This is a genomic window from Kitasatospora sp. NPDC004615, assembly GCF_042873545.1.
In the GTDB taxonomy this organism is placed as follows: domain Bacteria; phylum Actinomycetota; class Actinomycetes; order Streptomycetales; family Streptomycetaceae; genus Kitasatospora.
Genome location: NZ_JBIALQ010000013.1, coordinates 42,182 through 58,703 on the forward strand (window position 1 = coordinate 42,182; position 16,522 = coordinate 58,703).

The window sequence follows — 16,522 nt, forward strand, 5'->3', positions numbered from 1 at the left end:
TTTCCGAGCCGGGGGTCAGGCCGGCAGGGCGGCGACGGCGCGTTCGACGAGGGTGTCGGGGTCGGCGTCGACATCCAGCACGGTGCCGCGCTCGTCCGCCTGGAGCGGTTCGAGGGTGGCGTACTGGGAGTCCAGCAGCGAGGTCGGCATGAAGTGGCCCGTGCGGTGGGCCAGTCGGTCGCCGACCAGGGCGTGGCTGCCGGTCAGGTGCAGGAACTGCGCCTCGGGGCAGGCGTCCCGCAGGGTGTCGCGGTAGGCGCGCTTGAGGGCGGAGCAGGTGACGACGCCACCGGTACCGGCCGCGGCCCGTTCGCCGAGCCACGTGCCGAGGGCGCGCAGCCAGGGTTGCCGGTCCTGGTCGTCCAGCGGGATCCCGGCGCTCATCTTGGCGATGTTGGCGGCGGGGTGGAAGTCGTCGGCCTCGGCGTACGGGAGGCCGAGGCGGTGGGCGAGCAGTCGGGCGACGGTGGTCTTCCCGACTCCGGAGACGCCCATCACCACGATGACGGGCGGCTGCTGGTTCTCGACGCTGAGAGCCATGGGTGGTGCTCCTGTCCTTGCCTGGTCACGGGCAAGGTAAGCCCAAAGGTATGACTTATTCAAGCCACCGAAACCCAATCGTCATACGTATATGCATCGCCGCAGGTGGGAGGCCTCCACCGATCCCCCTCCCCCCGATCTCCCGTGACCTCGCCGATAGGCTGGCCGAATGGAGATCCAGGGCCTGCCCGGCCGCCTGCTTGCCCACCTCGGTCCGGCGATCGCCTCCGGCGAGCTGCCCGCGGGCACCGTGCTGCGCACCGAGGAGCTGGAGGAGCAGCACGGGGTGTCCCGCACGGTGGTGCGGGAGGCGGTGCGCGTCCTGGAGTCGATGCGACTGGTCGAGCCGCGCCGCCGGGTCGGGATCACGGTGCGGCCGCAGAGCGACTGGGACGTGTTCGACCCGCTGGTGATCCGCTGGCGCCTCGCCGGCGCGGGCCGCTCCGCGCAGCTGCGCTCGCTCGGCTCACTGCGGGTCGCGGTCGAACCTGCCGCGGCGGCCCTCGCCGCCCGGAACGCCAGCGACGACGACCGGCGGGAACTCAGCGCGCTGGCCGTCGAACTGACCGTCACCGCCCGGGCCGCGGACCTCGAGTCCTTCCTCGCGCACGACATCGCCTTCCACGCGGCGGTGCTGCGGGCCTCCGGCAACGAGATGTTCGCGCACCTGAAGGACACCGTCGGCGCCGTCCTCACCGGCCGCACCGAACACCGGCTGATGCCGCACCGCCCCCGCGAGTACGCGGTGCAACTCCACCGGGACGTCGCCGAGGCGATCTGCGCCGGCGAACCGGAACTGGCCGAACGGGCCATGCGCACCATCGTGGTCGGCGCGGTGGAAGAGCTGGACGCCACCCTGCCCGACTGACCCTCTTGCGGACCTGAATACGATTCCCGACAGGGGGGGTTGACGGTCCGCCGGCACGACACGCCCGGTTTGAGTGGAATTCCACCGGGTGGCCGCATACCTTCACCCTTATTGGGGCAGTCTGGGAAGCACCGGACGGGTGCGCATCCGACAGGGGGTGGCGATGGCGCGTCGTCGGCGCAGTCGGCTGCCGGACGAAGTGCGGGCAGCCGCGGTCCGGGCGGGCCTGGCGTTCGCGTTCACGGTGGTGACGGTGATCGTCGCCGTCCTGGCGTCCTGGTCGCACACCACGCTGATCGTGCCCGCGCTGGCGACGATGGCGATGGGCGTCTTCATCCTGGCGTGGTGCCTGATAGACATCGTGGTCTCCCGCCAGGTTGCGGCAAGCCGCAGGCGCGCTCCGCACTCGGCCAGTCCGATGGCAGGGGCGAAACCGGGGGCGCGGGGAACGGCGCGGCCAGCCGTGCACCCTCAGCCAGATCGCCGCGCAGGATGGTGAGTTGCACTATCGCGCGACATTGCTGACGGGTGCGTAAACAGGGGCGCTGGGAACTGCGCGCAGCGGAAGGCACCCCGACAGCCAGGTCGCGAGACAGTGCAACTCATTGCCCTGCATCGCGATCTGACTGACGGTCCTCGGCTGGCCGCGCCGTTCCCCGCGCCCCTGACTTCTCAACCTCGCGTGCCGATCGCGTAGCCGTACTGCACCGGCCAGTTCCGCTCCGCGCCCAGCGCCTTCGCCGCGCGCAGCGGCCAGTACGGGTCGCGGAGCAGCTCGCGGCCGAGCATGACGACGTCCGCGCGGCCTTCCGTCAGGACGGCTTCCGCCTGGGCCGGCTCCGAGATCATTCCGACCGTGCTGACCGCCACGCCGGCCTGCTCGCGGATCTGGGAAGCGAACGGGACCTGGTAGCCGGGCCCGACGGTGATCTTCGCGTCCGGGACGAGGCCGCCGGAGGAGACGTCGATCAGGTCGATGCCGATGGCCTGGAGTTCCTTGGCGAGCAGGACGCTCTCCTCGACCGTCCAGCTGGGCTGCTCGGGGACCCAGTCCGTGGCGGAGACGCGGAACAGGACTGGGAGGTCCGCGGGCCAGACGGCCCGCACCGCGGTGGCGATTTCGCGGGCGAGGCGGCTGCGGCCGGCGAAGTCGCCGCCGTAGCCGTCGGTGCGGTGGTTGGTGAGCGGGGAGAGGAACTGGTGGATCAGGTAGCCGTGGGCGCCGTGCACCTCGACCACCTGGAAGCCGGCGGCCAGGGCGCGGCGGGCGGCGGACGCGAAGTCCTCGACCAGTTCGGCGATCTGACCTTCCGTCAGTTCGGCAGGCGCCGGGTAGCCGTCGCTGAACGGGATCGGCGAGGCGCCGACGACGGGGAAGCCGCCGTCCTCCGCGGCGAGCGGCCCGCCACCCGAACTCGCCTTCGCCGTCGAGGCCTTGCGGCCGGCATGGGCGAGCTGAATGGCGGGCACGGAGCCGTGCGAACGGATCAGCGCGGCGATCCGCGCCAGCGCGTCCTGCTGCTGGTCGTTCCACAGGCCGAGGTCCCAGGGGGAGATCCGGGCGTCGGGGCGGACGCCGGTGGCCTCGACCATGACCAGGCCGGCGCCGCCGGCGGCGCGGGCGCCGAGGTGGGCGAGGTGGAAGTCGGTGGCGACGCCGGTCTCGGGGCCTTCGGCGGCGGCCGAGTACATGCACATCGGGCTGAGCCAGATCCGGTTGGGGATGGTCAGCGTACGGAGGGTGATCGGCTCGAACAGGGCGCTCACGACGGCCCGTCCTTCCTGTGGTCCCGACAGCGACGGTCTCTTCGCTTCGTACGATAGCTGCCGTACTACGAGATCTGTCAAACTACGAGGACTCTCGTACTATGGCGGGGTGACCATCGACCAGGACTGCGCCGGCGACCCGGAGTGCCAGAAGCTGCTGCCCGAGCCGGCCGTCGCCGAGCTGCGGCTGGAGGCCGTGCTGCACGCACTCTCCGATCCGACCCGGTTGCGGATCGTCGCCGAACTGGCGGAAGCGGGGGGCGACGAGCTGAATTGCCTCGCATTCGAGCTTCCAGTCACCAAGTCGACATTGACACATCACTTTCGGGTTCTCCGCGATGCGGGACTGATTCGTCAGCATCGGCGCGGCACTTCTAAGATGAACACACTGCGCTCGGCCGATCTCGGCGAGCGCTTTCCCGGTCTGCTGGACGCGGTGCTGGCCGCCGCCGAGCCGTGCCTCCACACCCCGAAGCCGGCTGCCCGCTGACCTTTCGACCGAACCGCAGGCCACGAGCCTGACGGCCCGTCAATTCTCGTGGCGAGTCCCCGCCATGGACTTCGGCGGCGCTTCGCCAACCGCATTCGCAACCACTCGGACAACGCCGTACGTCAACCGCCGCAGCAACCCCTCCTGGCACAGCCGAGGGGTAATTTCTGGCGCGGTCATGCCTTGTCACGCAGGCTTCACCGAAGTTGCCCCAGCGTTCATCGAGCGTGGTCATTTGGTCTATACCAATCAGGTAATCTGACCGTCGACAGGTGTCAATGACCGGCCGTGGGGGGCCTTATGACTGTCAATCACCTTCCGTCGCCACCCTCCGATCAGGAGCTCTACTGGTACTTCGGACCTCAGCGCCGCTGGGTCCCGCTGCTCTCCGCGCTCGCCTTCGTGTTCAGCGCGGCCACGATGTTCAGCTTTTCGCTCCGCAATCCCGTGCTCTGGCCGTTCCTGGCCGTGCTCGGCATCAACGTGGTGGCTCTCGCCCTGACCTGCGTCAACGGGCTCCGCCGCCGCCGCTTCACCCGGGCCGGCCACGAACTGCTGGTCGCCGCCTGGCAGCCCGCCGACCCGCCGTCCGTCGACCTGTACCTGCCGACCTGCGGCGAACCGCTCGACATCCTCGCCAACGCCTACCGCGCGGTGGCCCGGATGGACCACCCCGGCACGCTCGACGTGTGGGTGCTGGACGACGGCGACCGGCCCGAAGTCGCCTCGCTGGCAGCCGAGTTCGGGTACCACTACGTGGTGCGGCCGAACCGCGGCGAGTTCAAGAAGGCCGGCAACCTCAACCACGCGCTCACCCTGAGCAAAGGCGAGTACATCGCCATCCTGGACGCCGACTTCGCGCCGCGTGCCGACCTGCTGCAGCACCTGCTGCCGTACTTCGGCGACCCGAAGGTCGGCATCGTGCAGAGCCCGCAGTGCTTCGACACCGACGCCTCGATGGGCTGGGTGCAGCGCGCCGCCGGCGCCGCCCAGGAGTGGTTCTTCCGCTGGGTGCAGCCCAGCCGGGACGCCTCCGACGCGGCCATCTGCTGCGGCTCCAACGCCGTCTACCGGCGCTCCGCGATCGACGCCGCCGGCGGCTTCGCCCGGCTCGACCACAGCGAGGACATGTACACCGGACTCGCCCTGCACCAGCAGGGATTCAGCACCCGGTACGTGCCGGTGCTGGTCGCCAAGGGCACCTCGCCCGAGTCCACCACCAGCTTCGTCAACCAGCAGTACCGCTGGGCGATGGGCAACCTTCACCTGATCGGCGACCGGCCCGCCCGCAAGGCCATGACCTGGCGGATGCGGCGCTGCTTCGACGAGGGCATCGTCGGCTACCTGGCCGCCGCCGTGAACGTGCTCACCGCACCGCTGCCGCCGCTGGTCATGCTGTTCGCCTTCCCCGGCGAGGTCCGCGCCTGGTACGTGCTGCCGATGCTCTCCCTGCTGTGGCTGTGGCACGTGCTGCTGCCCCGGGTCAGCCGCACCCGCTGGCGCACCGAAGTGCTGCGCGCCAACGTGCTGATGAGCTTCGCCGCCGCCACCGCCTACTGGCACACCCTGCGCGGCCGCAGCGCCGCCTGGGTGCCCACCGGCGTCGCCAAGCCCGGCGCCTCCGGCGGCATGGCCCGCAAGGTGCTGCTGGTCTCGCTGCTGTGGACGGCCGGCACGCTGGTCGCCACCGCCGTCGGCGTCACCGTCGCCACCGCCATGTACGGCTGGCACTACACCTGGGGCCTGGCCCTGTACCTCACCGTGCAGCTGCACGCCGGCGTCCCGCTGGTCCGCGACCTGTACGCCGAGCTGCGGCCGCACCCCACCCAGAACACCGAATCCGGGGCCCGCCCGGCGATGCGGCCCAGGCGCTGGCCCGAGGCCCTCGCCGTCACGAGCACGCTCGCCCTGATCGCCCTGCTCGCCTCCGGCTGGGTAGCGCCGATGCTGCCCTGGCTGGGCTGAAAGGTCCACCTCCCGTGTCCACCAGCACCGCCCCGCTCACCGTCGGTCTCGGGCAACCACCCGTCGAGCGACCGAAGTTCAGACCGGACATCGAAGGACTGCGGGCCGTCGCCGTGCTCGCCGTGCTCGCCTTCCACGCGGCCGTCCCCGGCCTGGCCGGCGGCTTCGTCGGCGTTGACGTGTTCTTCGTCATCTCCGGCTACCTCATCACCGGACTGCTGCGCAGCGAGAGCGCCGCCACCGGCAAGGTCCGGCTCGCCGAGTTCTACTCCCGGCGCGCCCGCCGCCTACTGCCCTCCGCCGCCGTGGTGCTCGCCGTGGTCGCCGTCCTCGGCGCCCTGCTCACCGCGCCGCTGCGCCGCGCCGACCTGGAGCGCGACGTCCTCGCCTCCGCGCTGTCCGTCGCCAACTGGCGCTTCATCGCCGAACAGACCGACTACCTGGCGGCCGGCCGCGACCCGAGCGCGCTGCTGCACTTCTGGTCGCTCGCCGTCGAGGAACAGTTCTACCTGCTGTGGGCCCCGCTGATGGCGCTCGCCGCCCGCTGGGTCTGGAAGCGGCGCACGCTGCTCGGCCTGACCGTGCTGCTCGGCGCCGGCTCGTTCTGGCTCTCCCTGCACTGGAGCGCCGGCGCGTACCTCTCCACGCCCACCCGGGCCTGGCAGTTCGCGGCCGGCGCGATCATCGCGCTGCTGCCGATCCGCCGAATACCGCGCCTGGTACGGGAGTTGCTGGGCCTCGGCGGCATGGCCGCGGTGCTCGCCGCCGTCCTGCTCTTCGACGCCCGCACCCCCTACCCCGGCTACGCCGCGCTGGTGCCGACCGTCGGCACCGCCGCGATCATCCTGGCCGGCACCGGGCCGCACCTGGTGGGACGGCTGCTGTCGCTCGGCGCGCCGCGCGCGATCGGCCGGCTCTCCTACAACCTGTACCTGTGGCACTGGCCGGTGCTGGTGCTCGCCGAAGCCCAGTGGGGCAGCCTGCACTGGGGCGTCAAGGTCGCGCTGACGGCGGCCGCCGCGCTGCCCGCGCTCGCCGCCCTCAACTGGCTGGAGCAGCCGCTGCGCCGCAGCCGGGTGCTCGGTGAAATCCCGCGCCGCGGACTGTCGTTGGGCCTCACCGCGGTGGTGCTGCCGGTGGTGCTGGCGCTGGTCGTCGGCACCGGCACGATCCGGATGCTCGGCCCCGCCACTCCCCCGGACCCGTCCGGCCTGCCGCCGGGCGCCCGCGACGGCCGCACCCTGCTCGCCGCCGCCCCGCCCGCACACGCCCCGACCGTGCCGAACCCCCTCCAGGCCCGGGGGGACTTCCCGCCGGACGGCGCCTGCGAGGTCAACCCCGCCGACACCACCAGCCCGCCCTGCCGCTTCGGCACCGGCGACGACCGGATCGTGCTGCTCGGCGACTCGCACGCCGGCCAGTGGTTCTCCGCGCTGCTCGGCATCGCCGCCCAGCACCACCTGTCCGTCGAGGAACTCGTCAAGCAGGGCTGCCCGCTGCCCGAACTCACCGTCACCAACCCCCAGTTGGGGCGCACCTACCACGAGTGCGACACCTGGCGGGCGAACACGCTGCGCCGGCTGGGGGACGGACCCAAGCCCAAACTGATCGTCGTCTCCACGCTGAACCGCTACACCGCCGACCGCGACGCGCTGCTGCACGGCTGGGAGCAAACCCTCACCCCGCTGCGGGAGTTGGGCGTCCCGATCGTCTACCTGCAGGACACGCCGAACCCCGGCCGGGACGTCCCGGCCTGCGTCTCCGGGCACCCCGACACCACCTCCGCCTGCGACTTCCCGCGCAGCGAGGGCCTGTGGGCCGACCCGCTGGCCGAGGAGATCGCCGCGGGCCGCGTCCCCGGCGTGCGCACCATCGGCGTCAACCAGGTGCTGTGCCCCGGCGAGGGCCGGATGTGCCCCGCCGTCCTGGAACACGTCCTGCTGTACCGCGACGACTCGCACCTGACCAATGCCGCGGCCGTCGTCCTCACCGCGCGGCTCGACCAACTCCTCATCGAGGCAGGCTTGTTCGGCAACGGCTGGACCACCCTGCTGCACGACGAGTTCGACGGCCCCGCCGGCGCGAAGCCCGACCCCGCGAACTGGCAGTACGACCTGGGCACCTGCTACCCCGGCTGCCCCGCCGCCCAGTGGGGCACCGGCGAGGTCGAGACCATGACCGACTCCACCGCGAACGTCCGCCTGGACGGGCAGGGTTCACTGGAGATCGTGCCCACCCGGGACGCGAGCGGCCACTGGTCCTCGGGCCGCATCGAGTCCAAGCGCGCGGACTTCACCGCACCTACGGGCGGAGTGCTGCGCGTGGAAGCCAAGTTGGCCCTGCCGGACGTCAAGGGGCCTGCCGCGTCCGGCTACTGGCCCGCGTTCTGGGCGCTCGGCGGGAAACTCCGTGACGGGTACACCGGTTGGCCGGGCGTCGGCGAACTCGACATCCTCGAATCGGTCGGCGGACGCGGCGTCTTCGGCACCATGCACTGCGGCACCACGCCGGGCGGCCCCTGCAAGGAGCCTGCCGGCCTGGGCTCCGGTGAACAGTCCTGCGCGGACTGCTTGGGCACGTTCCACACCTGGACGGTCGAGGTGGACCGCACCGCCCCGGTCGAGAAGGTCCGCTGGCTGCGCGACGGCCAGGAGTACTTCAAGGTCACCTCCGACCAGGTCGACCCGACCGCCTGGGACCAGGCGGTGCACCACGGCATCTTCCTGATCCTGAACGTCGCCATCGGCGGCAACCTGCCTACCGCCTACGGCAGTTCCCCGACGCCGGCCACCGAACCGGGCCACCCGATGAAGGTCGCCTCGGTCACCGTTTCGACACGAGGTTAACCATCAGGGGCGCGGGGAACTGCGCGACAAGCGCCAACCAGTCCGCAAGGTCGCGATCAAGTGCAGGTCATTGTCCTGCGTCGCGATCTTGCTGACGGGTGCCTTCCGCTTCGCGCAGTTCCCCGCGCCCCTGTTTTCGCGCCCACCCGCTCGCAGCCGCTACTCAGGCTTGCGGAACATCCGGGTGGCCGTGATCTCCCCGTGAATCGTCGGCCCGTCCGGGTCCTGCGCCGCCGGGAGGCCGGGGCGGAGGTGTTCCTCGACCGAGATGTACTTCAGGCCGGCCCGGAGGTCCGCGTCGTTGCGGAGGCGGATGACGAGGGGGAACTCGGCCAGTGCGGTGGTGTCGAACAGGCCGGTGGTGTAGATGAGTTGGACGCCGAGCGCGTCGGCGACAGCGCGCTGGAGTTCCAGCAGGTACGTCGCGTTGGCGCGGCCGATCGGGTTGTCGAGGAAGAGCGTGCCGGCGTGGCGGAGCTGTGACTGGCCGCGGTCGTTGGCGCGGAGGGCGGCCATCGTGCAGTAGAGGGCGATCGCGGCGGTGAGCAGCTGGCCGCCGGAGAAGACGTCCGACATCTGGCCGACGGAGACCCGTTCGGCGCGCAGGACGGCGTCGGGCTTGAGGATTTCGACCGAGACGCCCTTGGGCCCGATCGCGGCGGCGACGCCGCGCAGCAGCAGGGACATGCCGTCGCGGCGCAGGTCGGAGTTCTTCTTGACGGCGGACTGGGTGGCGTCGTCGATGACTTCGCCGAGTCGTTCGACCAGGACGGCGTGGTCGGGGTCCTCGAAGCGGATGCGCAGGAACTCCTGGCCCGACCATTCGCCGAGGCCTTCGGGCAGGCGGGAGAGCCGCTGCGCGGCGCGCAGGGTGGCGAGCGAGGACTCGACCAGGCCGCGCAGGCGGTCGACGATGGAGGCGCGGTTGCGTTCCAGCTGGGTGAGTTCGTCGGTGAGGACGCGCAGCCGGGGGGCGAACGCGGCGGCCCAGGCGGCGGCGTGGTCGGGCAGGGCGGCGGCGGGCAGCTCGCGGATCTGCTGGCGGGCGGGGGTGCGGACGGCTTCGTAGCGGGCGGCGTTGGCGTGCCGGACGAGGGCGTCGGAGGCGTCCCGGACGGCGAGTTCGGCGCCGGTGAGTTCGCCGGCGGCGGTGCGCATGGCGCGCCGGGTGTCGGCGACGGCGGCGCGGGCCGCGGCGAGGCCGCCGAGGTAGGCGTCGGCGGCCTCGGTCTCCTCGCCGTTGTCGCGCAGCGAGTCGCGGAGCTGGCCGGCGAGTTCCTCGAAGTCGGTGGCGGCGGCCTGTGCCTGGTCCAGGGTGCGCTGGAGGTCGGCGTGTTCGGTGCGCGCGGTGTCGACTCGTTCGCGGCGTTCGGCGAGCAGCGCGGTGGCGGTGCGGAGCAGCGCCTGGGCGTGTTCGGGGTCGGCGGGGAGGAGGTCGTCGGGGAGTTCGGTGTGGGCTTCGCCGTTGACGGGGGCGGAGCGTTCGGCGTCGCCGCGCAGGCGCCCGACTTCTTCGGCGGCGGCGCCGGAGCGGGCTTCGATGATGGTGACGAGTTCTTCGGCGCGGGCGGCGGCGGCCTGCCGGGCGGGGCCGTCGGCGCCGTCGGGGCTGGCGAGGAGTTCCTCGGCGCGGGCCTTGACCTTGTTGCTGAGGCGGTCGAGTTCGGCTGCGGCGGCGGCTTCGTCGCCTTCGGCGCGGGCCTGTTCGGCGCGCAGGTCGGCGCCGACGCCGACCTTTTCGTACAGCTGGGCTGCCGCACGGTAGGCCTCGCGGAGGGCGGGCAGCGAGGTGGGGGTGGCGGTCTCGTCGAGTTCGATGCTGGTGTCGGCGGCGGCGATCTCGGCGCGTTCGCCGCGCAGGGTGCGTGCGGTGCGGCGGGCGTCGTCGGCGGCGCGCTGGGCGGCGCGGCGGTCCTCGTCGCAGGTGCGGGCGCGTTCGGTGCACAGGGCCTGGCGGCGTTCGCATTCGGTGGCGTCGTCGGCGAGTTCGCGCTGGCGGCGGGTCCAGTTGGCGCGTTCGCGGAGGCGGAAGGCGAGGCCGGCCAGGGCGTCGGCGCGGCGGCGGGTGCGCTGGGCGGTTTCCCGGCATTCCTCGTGGCGGGCGGCGGCGGCCTGGTGGTCGGCGTCGGCTTCGGTGTGGTCGGCGCGCAGGGTGGCGAGTTCGGCGGCGGTGGCTTCGGCGTGTTCGGCTGCCGCTGCGGCGGCTTCGGCGAGTTCGGCGAGGGTGCCGGGCGGGCAGCTGGCGTGCCAGGAGGCGAGGCGGGCGGCGAGGGCGCGGTCGCCGCCGAGGCGGGCGGCGAGTTCGCGGATGTGTTCCTCGCGGGCGGTGGCGCGGGCGCGCAGTTCGCGGCGTTCGTCGTCGGCGGCGGTCTCGTTGTGCATGGCCGGGTTCGGCGGCACCAGGAAGAACGCGGGCTCGGCTTCGATCGGGGCGGTGAGGGCGGCGGCGGTGCCGACGGCGACGGTGGAGCGGGGCAGCAGGGCGGCGGCGGCGAGCGCTTCGCGGGCCCGGTCGAGCGAGCTGGGGTCGGTGACGACGACGCCGTCGACGAGTTCGGGGCGGGCGGCGAGGATGGCGTCGTGGTCGGCGGGGTCGACGGACTGGGCGAGGTAGCGCCAGCCGGGCAGCGCGGGGATGCCCTGTTCGCCGAGGTATTCGACGGTGGCGAGGACATCGGGGCCGGGCGGCAGCAGGCCGCCGTCGCCGAGGGCGGCGAGGATCCGGGAGTCGTCGGCGGCGGCGGTGCGCAGGTCGAACAGGGTGCGTTCGGCGCCCGCCACGGACTGGTCGAGCAGTTCGCGCAAGTCCTCGGCGGACGCGTCGAGTTGACGGGGCGTCAGGAAGCCTTCGGTCTCCTCGGCGCCGTCCTGGTAGGGCGTCAGCGAGAGCAGTTCGGCGAGCCGGGGTTCGGCGGCGAGCTGGGCGGCGGTGCGCTGTTCGGCGGCGAGGGTGCGTTCGGCGGCGGTGCGGGCGTCGGTGGCGCGGGCGGCGGCGAGTTCGGCGCGGGCCTCGGCGGCGGCGGATTCGCGGGCCCGGACGGCGGCGGATTCGGCGGCGGTGCGCGCGAGTTCGAGCTCTTCGGTGGCGGCGCGTTCGGCGTCGGCGGCGTGCAGGGCGGCGCGGGCGGGGTCGGGTTCGGCGCCGGAGTCGTCGATCCAGCCGGCTTCGACGGCGGCGGCGGTCTCCTGCTCGACCTCGGTGAGGCGCTGGCGCAGGTGTTCGGCCTCGGAGCGGGCCTTCTGCGCGGCGGTGGCGGCGGCGGTGGCTTCGGCCTGGGCGGCGGAGCCGTCCTGCTGCAATTCGCCTGCGCGCAGCTCCTCCTGGTCGGCGCGGGTCTCGGCGTTCAGCGCGGCGGATTCGAGGGCGCGGGCGAGGGCGCCGGCGGCGCGGTCGCGGGCGGCGAGGGCGGGCGCGGCGTCGAGTTCGGCTTCCCGGATGGCGGCGGCGACCCGGCTGGCGCGGTCGGCGGCGGCGCGGTGCCGCAGCACCGCTTCGGCGGCCTGCCAGGCGGTGAACTGGGCGCGGGCGTCGGTGAGTTCGCGGCGCAGGCGGCCGGCTTCGGCGGTCGCGGCCTCCAGGCCGAGGGTGGCGTGCCGGTAGCCGAGTTCGGAGACGATCAGGGCGTGCCGGGTGCGGTCGGTCTCGGCGGCGGTGACGGCGCTCGCGGCGGCGGCGACCTCGACGGAGAGGTCGTGCATCCGGTCGCGTTCGACGGCGGAGCGGGCGGACAGCGAGGACGCGAGCTTGCGGGTGCGGCGTTCGGCGGCGCGGTGGCCCTCGCGGACGGTCTCCCGGCCGGCGGTGGCGTCGACGATGCGCTGGAGCAGGTCGACGGAGCCGGCGGTGAAGTCGCGTTCGGCGGTGAGTTCGGCGCGGCGGCCGAGCTTGGCGGCGAAGCCGTGCACCAGGTCGGCGAGGCCGTCGGTGTCGCGGGTGTCGGTGACGGCGCGCAGCAGCAGGTCGGTGAAGTCGGCGTCGTTGCGGACCGCGAACAGGCCGGCGGCCTCGCCCTCGTCGGCGTTCATCTCGCGCTGGTAGCGGAAGAGTTCGGGGTCGAGGCCGAGTGCGCCGAGGTGCTCGATCCAGCGGTCGTGGATCTCCTCGAAGGTGACGTCGAGGTGCGGGTGGGCCTTGGCGGCCTCGGTGAGGGTGTCGCGGAAGCCCTTCATGGTGCGGCGGCGGCCGCGGGCCTTCTGGTCGCCGGCCAGGCTGGGCCGTTCGGCGACCGGCAGCGCGTCCAGGGTGAGGCCGGGGCCGGGCCGGAAGGAGTACCAGAGTTCGGCGAACTTCCGCGGGTCGGAGGAGACCTGGCGGCCGCGCCACTCGCTGACCTTGCCGACCACGACGAGTTCGCCGGTGACGGTGTGCTGCCACTCGAGGGCGACGTGGCCGCAGTCGTCGGCCAGCAGGAACTTGCGCAGCACGCCGGAGGAGGCGCCGCCCAGGGTGTTGCGGTGGCCGGGCAGCATCACCGAGAAGATCAGCTTGAGCAGCACGGACTTGCCGCCGCCGTTCTCCAGGAACAGCACGCCGGCGGGCGCGGGGCGGCGCTGCGGGCCTTCCGGCTCCTCCCCGAACAGGCCGATCTGCTGCGGCTGCGGTTCGGGGACCGGATCGCCGACTCCGCGCAGGTCGAGCACCGTGTCGGCGTAGCGGGCGCCCGCCGGTCCGATCGAGTACAGGCGGACCCGGTTCAGCTCGTACATGTGCGGTGGTTCTCCTGGAGCGGCAGTTGCAGGGTGGCGCTGGACAGTTGACGGAGTGTCAGAGTGCGTGGAAGGGCAGGCCCGTGTCGGCGACGAGTTCGTCGCTGTCGTCGGGCGGCAGCAGGGTGGCCGTGCCGTCGCTGACCGGGACGACGCCCAGGTCGAGCAGTTCGCCCATGGCGGCGCTGCCGGCCAGGTCGCGGACCTGCAACTGGTAGCGGGCGGTGGTGCGGTAGGTGCCGCCGGCGTCGTCGGAGGTCTTCTGCAGGAAGCCGGAGTCGACCAGGAAGGACACCGCCTTGGAGACGATGCCGGTGGTGGAGCCGGACAGCCGGCGGGCGTCCTTGGTGGCGCCGGTCGCGGAGCGGCGGGCCCACACCCGCCAGGCCGCCTCCAGGGCGGGGGCGGAGCTCGCCGGGTCGGTGTTGCTGCCCTCGGCCGCGGCGCGTTCCTCGAGGCGGCGGCAGGCCTGCCGGACGAACGCGTCCACGCCGTTGACGCTGACCCGGCCGAGGTAGCCGTCGTCGGCGAGGTCCTCGGGGCGGGGGAAGGCGAGCGCGGCGACCGCGAGGTGTGCGAGGCCGTGCAGGAAGCGGTCGGTGGACTCGGAGGCGGCGCGGCGCGAGTAGTCGCCCATCCGGACGGCGAACACCGACTCCTCGGCGGCGGCGACGGCCATCCCGGCCCGCGGCGAGACCTCCAGCACCACCAGGCCCATGCCGGTGGCGACGGCGTCGGCGAGGCGCCCGAACTGCGGGTCGTCGCGGTAGCGGCGCACCAGCTCGGCGTACTCCGCGTCCCGGGACGGCAGCAGCTTGGCCTGCAGGCCGAAGGACACCAGGCGGGCGGCCTCGGCGACGTCCGCCGGGCTGATCGCCGGGTGGGCGGCAGCGGCGGCCGGCTCGGCGTCCTGCGGCGCCCACGCCTCGGTGCTGGTGGTCATGCGGGTGCTCCTTCGGTGCGGGCGGTGCAAGTGGTGCGGGCGGTGCAAGTGGTGCGGGCGGTGCAAGTGGTGCGGGCGGTGCAAGTGGTGCTGGAAGAGCGGCTCGTCACTTCGCGTCCCGGCGGTCGGCGGCCATCCCGGCGGCGTCCAGCAGGGCGCTGCCGACGATCAGGTCCGCGCCGCCGAAGCCCGGGTCGTCCAGGCGGGTGCCGTCGTCCACGGCGAACAGCAGGCGCTCCTCGCCCTGCCGGTACGCGGTGCCGACCGGCGGGCTGGCGGCGTGCACGGCCAGCAGGGCGACCAGGTAGGCGAGTTCTTCGCCGTCCTCGCCGTCGTCGGTGCCGCGGGCGCGGGCGTCGGCGAGCAGGCCGGACAGGCGGCGGGGCGCGTCGGCGGGCAGGTCGAGCAGGTCGAGCGCGGCTTCCAGTTGGGCCTCGGAGAACCGGCTGTCGTCGGGGGTGGCGACCAGGTCGGGTTCGGGCAGTTCGGCGCCGAGGTGTTCGCGTTCGACCGGCGGGGTGAGCAGCAGGTCGACGAGGTCGCTGACCCGGACCGAGACGGGGGTGCGCAGGCCGGTGCCGCGGGCGAAGAACGCGTCGGTGGGCCGGGTGGCGTCCGCGAGCGGGAGGGTGAGAACCGGGGCGAGGAGTTGACCGTAGAGGTCGATGCCGGTGCGCGCGGTGGGTGCGGAGAACGCCTGCCGGTCCTGTTCGGCGCGGAACAGCGGGCCGGCTTCCAGCAGGCGGGTCTGGAGCTGGGTGTGCCGGCGGATGCAGTCCTTGACGATGTCGACGAGTTCGGCGGCGCGCCGCTTGTGCTCGGCGTCGGTGCTCTCGTCGCGGGCCTTGCGGATGTTGGTGAGGATCGCGTTCTCGTGCCGGTACCGGTCGGCGATGTGGTCGAGCGCCTCGTCGATCAGGTCGGGGACGGTCTCCATCCAGTCGACGGCGCGGACGTTGCGGCGGGTGGCCTCGAGGGCGCGGCGCAGCGTTTCGGCGTACTGGACGGTGCGGTAGCGGGCCTGTTCGGCGGCGAGTTGGGCGTCGGCGAGGCGGCCGCGGCGGATCAGCACCTCGAGTTTGACCTCGGCGGCGATCTGAGCGCTCGTCACGTCGGTGTCCAGCGCGCCGACCAGGACGTTGACGGCCTCGTCGGTGGTGCGCAGGTAGACGCCGCCGTCCTGGCCGGGGACTTCCTCGATCAGTTTGAAGTCGTAGTCGCGGCGGGTGTATTCGCCGTCGGGGCCGAAGGTGCCGTAGACGGCGCGGAAGCCGCGGTCGACGCTGCCGACGTTGATCAGCGATTCCAGGACCCAGCGGGCGACGCGTTCGTGCTCGGTGGCGGCGCGGCCGGGGTTCTGGGCGGCGATCCGGGGGTGGAGCCGGCTGAGGACTATGTCGCGGTCGGCGCCGGTGTCGAAGTCCATGTTGAGGGTGACCAGGTCGATGGCGGCGAGGCCGATCTCGGCCATCGTGTACGAGGCGTACTCGCCGGCCAGGTTGACCTTGCGGCTGTCGAGGTCGTGCAGCGGCGCGGTGCAGGCGAGCGCCTTGAGCCGGCGGGCGAGTCCCTCGTCGGCGGCCGGTCCGGGGGCGGGCCTGGTGGGCTGGTCTGCGATGGCGGTCACGGGGGACAAGATTAGGGCTTTCCGTGGACAGGTCCGAAACGTCCCCTTTGGGTGGGCTGTTCCGGCATGTTGAACGTGTTCAATTTCAGGTCTAGAGTCCCTCTCGCGACACCGCGTGCCGTTTCCGGCACCCGCGTCATGGAGGGGGGAATCCCCATGTCCGACATCGCCACCGCCCCAACCGGTTCCACCACCGCCGGCCCCGGCCCCGCCACCGTCACCGACACCGCACTCGTCCGACGCCGGATCAGGCGCTGGCTGTGGCTGTTCATCGTCTGCCTGGTACTCAGCGGAGTGACCGCGTTCCCGCTGCAGATCGAGACCGACCTGCTGGTCCGGGCCCTGGACGCGAGCGGACTCGACTCCGCGCTCCCCGCCCTCGACGCCTGGGTGCACCGGGTCCGAGACGGCGTCGCCGACGGCTACGGCAACCACCCGTTCCTCGCCTACGGCACCGACTGGCTGGCGTTCGCGCACCTGGTGATCGCGGCCGCGTTCTGGGGTCCGCTGCGGGATCCGGTCCGCAACCTGTGGGTGATCCGCTGGGCGATGCTGGCCTGCGGCGCCGTCATCCCGCTCGCGCTGATCTGCGGCCCGCTGCGCGGCATCCCGCTGTTCTGGCAATTCGTCGACATGTCGTTCGGTGTCTTCGGCGTCATTCCGCTGCTGGTCGTGCACCGCCTGATCCGCACCCTGGAATGGAATCAGGCGGTCCGCACCCACCACGACTTCGCCAGGGTCATCCCCTCCCCCTGACCGTTCCCCGTAT

General features: G+C 72.8%; 11 protein-coding genes. 5 read left to right on the forward strand and 6 right to left on the reverse strand.

What is annotated here, in order from left to right:
* Window positions 1-15: 15 nt before the first annotated feature.
* On the reverse strand, window positions 16-540 hold the full coding sequence (locus ACFYS8_RS33060; RefSeq protein ID WP_387648335.1) for a gluconokinase: 525 nt from the start codon (window positions 538-540) through the stop codon (window positions 16-18).
* 169 nt (window positions 541-709) lie between these two features.
* Between ACFYS8_RS33060 and ACFYS8_RS33065 the strand changes: the two genes are divergently transcribed.
* Window positions 710-1,408, forward strand: a complete 699-nt coding sequence (locus ACFYS8_RS33065) for a FadR/GntR family transcriptional regulator (RefSeq protein WP_387648337.1) — start codon at window positions 710-712, stop codon at window positions 1,406-1,408.
* Between the two features lie 108 nt (window positions 1,409-1,516).
* On the opposite strand, the gene ACFYS8_RS33070 is transcribed toward ACFYS8_RS33065, so the two are convergent.
* Together ACFYS8_RS33070 and ACFYS8_RS33075 are read right to left on the reverse strand one after the other, a co-directional pair.
* Complete coding sequence (locus ACFYS8_RS33070) at window positions 1,517-1,768, reverse strand: hypothetical protein (protein WP_387648340.1); 252 nt, start codon at window positions 1,766-1,768, stop codon at window positions 1,517-1,519.
* Window positions 1,769-2,080: 312 nt separating this feature from the next.
* Complete coding sequence (locus ACFYS8_RS33075; RefSeq protein ID WP_387648343.1) at window positions 2,081-3,175, reverse strand: NADH:flavin oxidoreductase/NADH oxidase; 1,095 nt, start codon at window positions 3,173-3,175, stop codon at window positions 2,081-2,083.
* Between the two features lie 109 nt (window positions 3,176-3,284).
* Between ACFYS8_RS33075 and ACFYS8_RS33080 the strand changes: the two genes are divergently transcribed.
* The 3 genes from ACFYS8_RS33080 (at window position 3,285) to ACFYS8_RS33090 (ending at window position 8,476) form a co-directional block, all read left to right on the forward strand.
* Entirely contained in the window at window positions 3,285-3,665 is a 381-nt protein-coding gene (locus tag ACFYS8_RS33080) for an ArsR/SmtB family transcription factor (RefSeq protein ID WP_387648346.1), read from the forward strand.
* A 300-nt stretch (window positions 3,666-3,965) separates the two neighbouring features.
* Entirely contained in the window at window positions 3,966-5,630 is a 1,665-nt protein-coding gene (locus ACFYS8_RS33085; RefSeq protein ID WP_387648348.1) for a glycosyltransferase family 2 protein, read from the forward strand.
* Window positions 5,631-5,644: 14 nt separating this feature from the next.
* Window positions 5,645-8,476: an acyltransferase family protein gene (locus ACFYS8_RS33090; RefSeq protein WP_387648351.1), complete on the forward strand. Its 2,832-nt coding sequence runs from the start codon at window positions 5,645-5,647 to the stop codon at window positions 8,474-8,476.
* A gap of 159 nt (window positions 8,477-8,635) precedes the next feature.
* Here ACFYS8_RS33090 and ACFYS8_RS33095 read toward each other — a convergent pair whose 3' ends face one another.
* From ACFYS8_RS33095 to ACFYS8_RS33105, 3 genes are all read right to left on the reverse strand, one after another.
* Window positions 8,636-13,183 (reverse strand): hypothetical protein, encoded by a 4,548-nt coding sequence (locus tag ACFYS8_RS33095; RefSeq protein ID WP_387648353.1) that lies wholly within the window; start codon window positions 13,181-13,183, stop codon window positions 8,636-8,638.
* Window positions 13,184-13,241: 58 nt separating this feature from the next.
* Window positions 13,242-14,126 carry a hypothetical protein gene (locus tag ACFYS8_RS33100; RefSeq protein ID WP_387648354.1) on the reverse strand — a complete coding sequence of 295 codons (885 nt, stop codon included), beginning with the start codon at window positions 14,124-14,126 and terminating at the stop codon, window positions 13,242-13,244.
* A gap of 106 nt (window positions 14,127-14,232) precedes the next feature.
* Window positions 14,233-15,753, reverse strand: a complete 1,521-nt coding sequence (locus ACFYS8_RS33105; protein ID WP_387648357.1) for a hypothetical protein — start codon at window positions 15,751-15,753, stop codon at window positions 14,233-14,235.
* 156 nt (window positions 15,754-15,909) lie between these two features.
* Between ACFYS8_RS33105 and ACFYS8_RS33110 the strand changes: the two genes are divergently transcribed.
* Window positions 15,910-16,509 carry a hypothetical protein gene (locus ACFYS8_RS33110; RefSeq protein ID WP_387648360.1) on the forward strand — a complete coding sequence of 200 codons (600 nt, stop codon included), beginning with the start codon at window positions 15,910-15,912 and terminating at the stop codon, window positions 16,507-16,509.
* The last annotated feature ends 13 nt before the right edge of the window (window positions 16,510-16,522 follow it).

What these genes read in the sequence shown, in the direction of transcription:
- ACFYS8_RS33060 (WP_387648335.1), bottom strand. Translation starts at nt 540, where the DNA reads ATGGCTCTCAGCGTCGAGAACCAGCAGCCGCCCGTCATCGTGGTGATG.
- ACFYS8_RS33065 (WP_387648337.1), top strand. Translation starts at nt 710, where the DNA reads ATGGAGATCCAGGGCCTGCCCGGCCGCCTGCTTGCCCACCTCGGTCCG.
- ACFYS8_RS33070 (WP_387648340.1), bottom strand. Translation starts at nt 1,768, where the DNA reads ATGTCTATCAGGCACCACGCCAGGATGAAGACGCCCATCGCCATCGTC.
- ACFYS8_RS33085 (WP_387648348.1), top strand. Translation starts at nt 3,966, where the DNA reads ATGACTGTCAATCACCTTCCGTCGCCACCCTCCGATCAGGAGCTCTAC.
- ACFYS8_RS33095 (WP_387648353.1), bottom strand. Translation starts at nt 13,183, where the DNA reads ATGTACGAGCTGAACCGGGTCCGCCTGTACTCGATCGGACCGGCGGGC.
- ACFYS8_RS33100 (WP_387648354.1), bottom strand. Translation starts at nt 14,126, where the DNA reads ATGACCACCAGCACCGAGGCGTGGGCGCCGCAGGACGCCGAGCCGGCC.
- ACFYS8_RS33110 (WP_387648360.1), top strand. Translation starts at nt 15,910, where the DNA reads ATGTCCGACATCGCCACCGCCCCAACCGGTTCCACCACCGCCGGCCCC.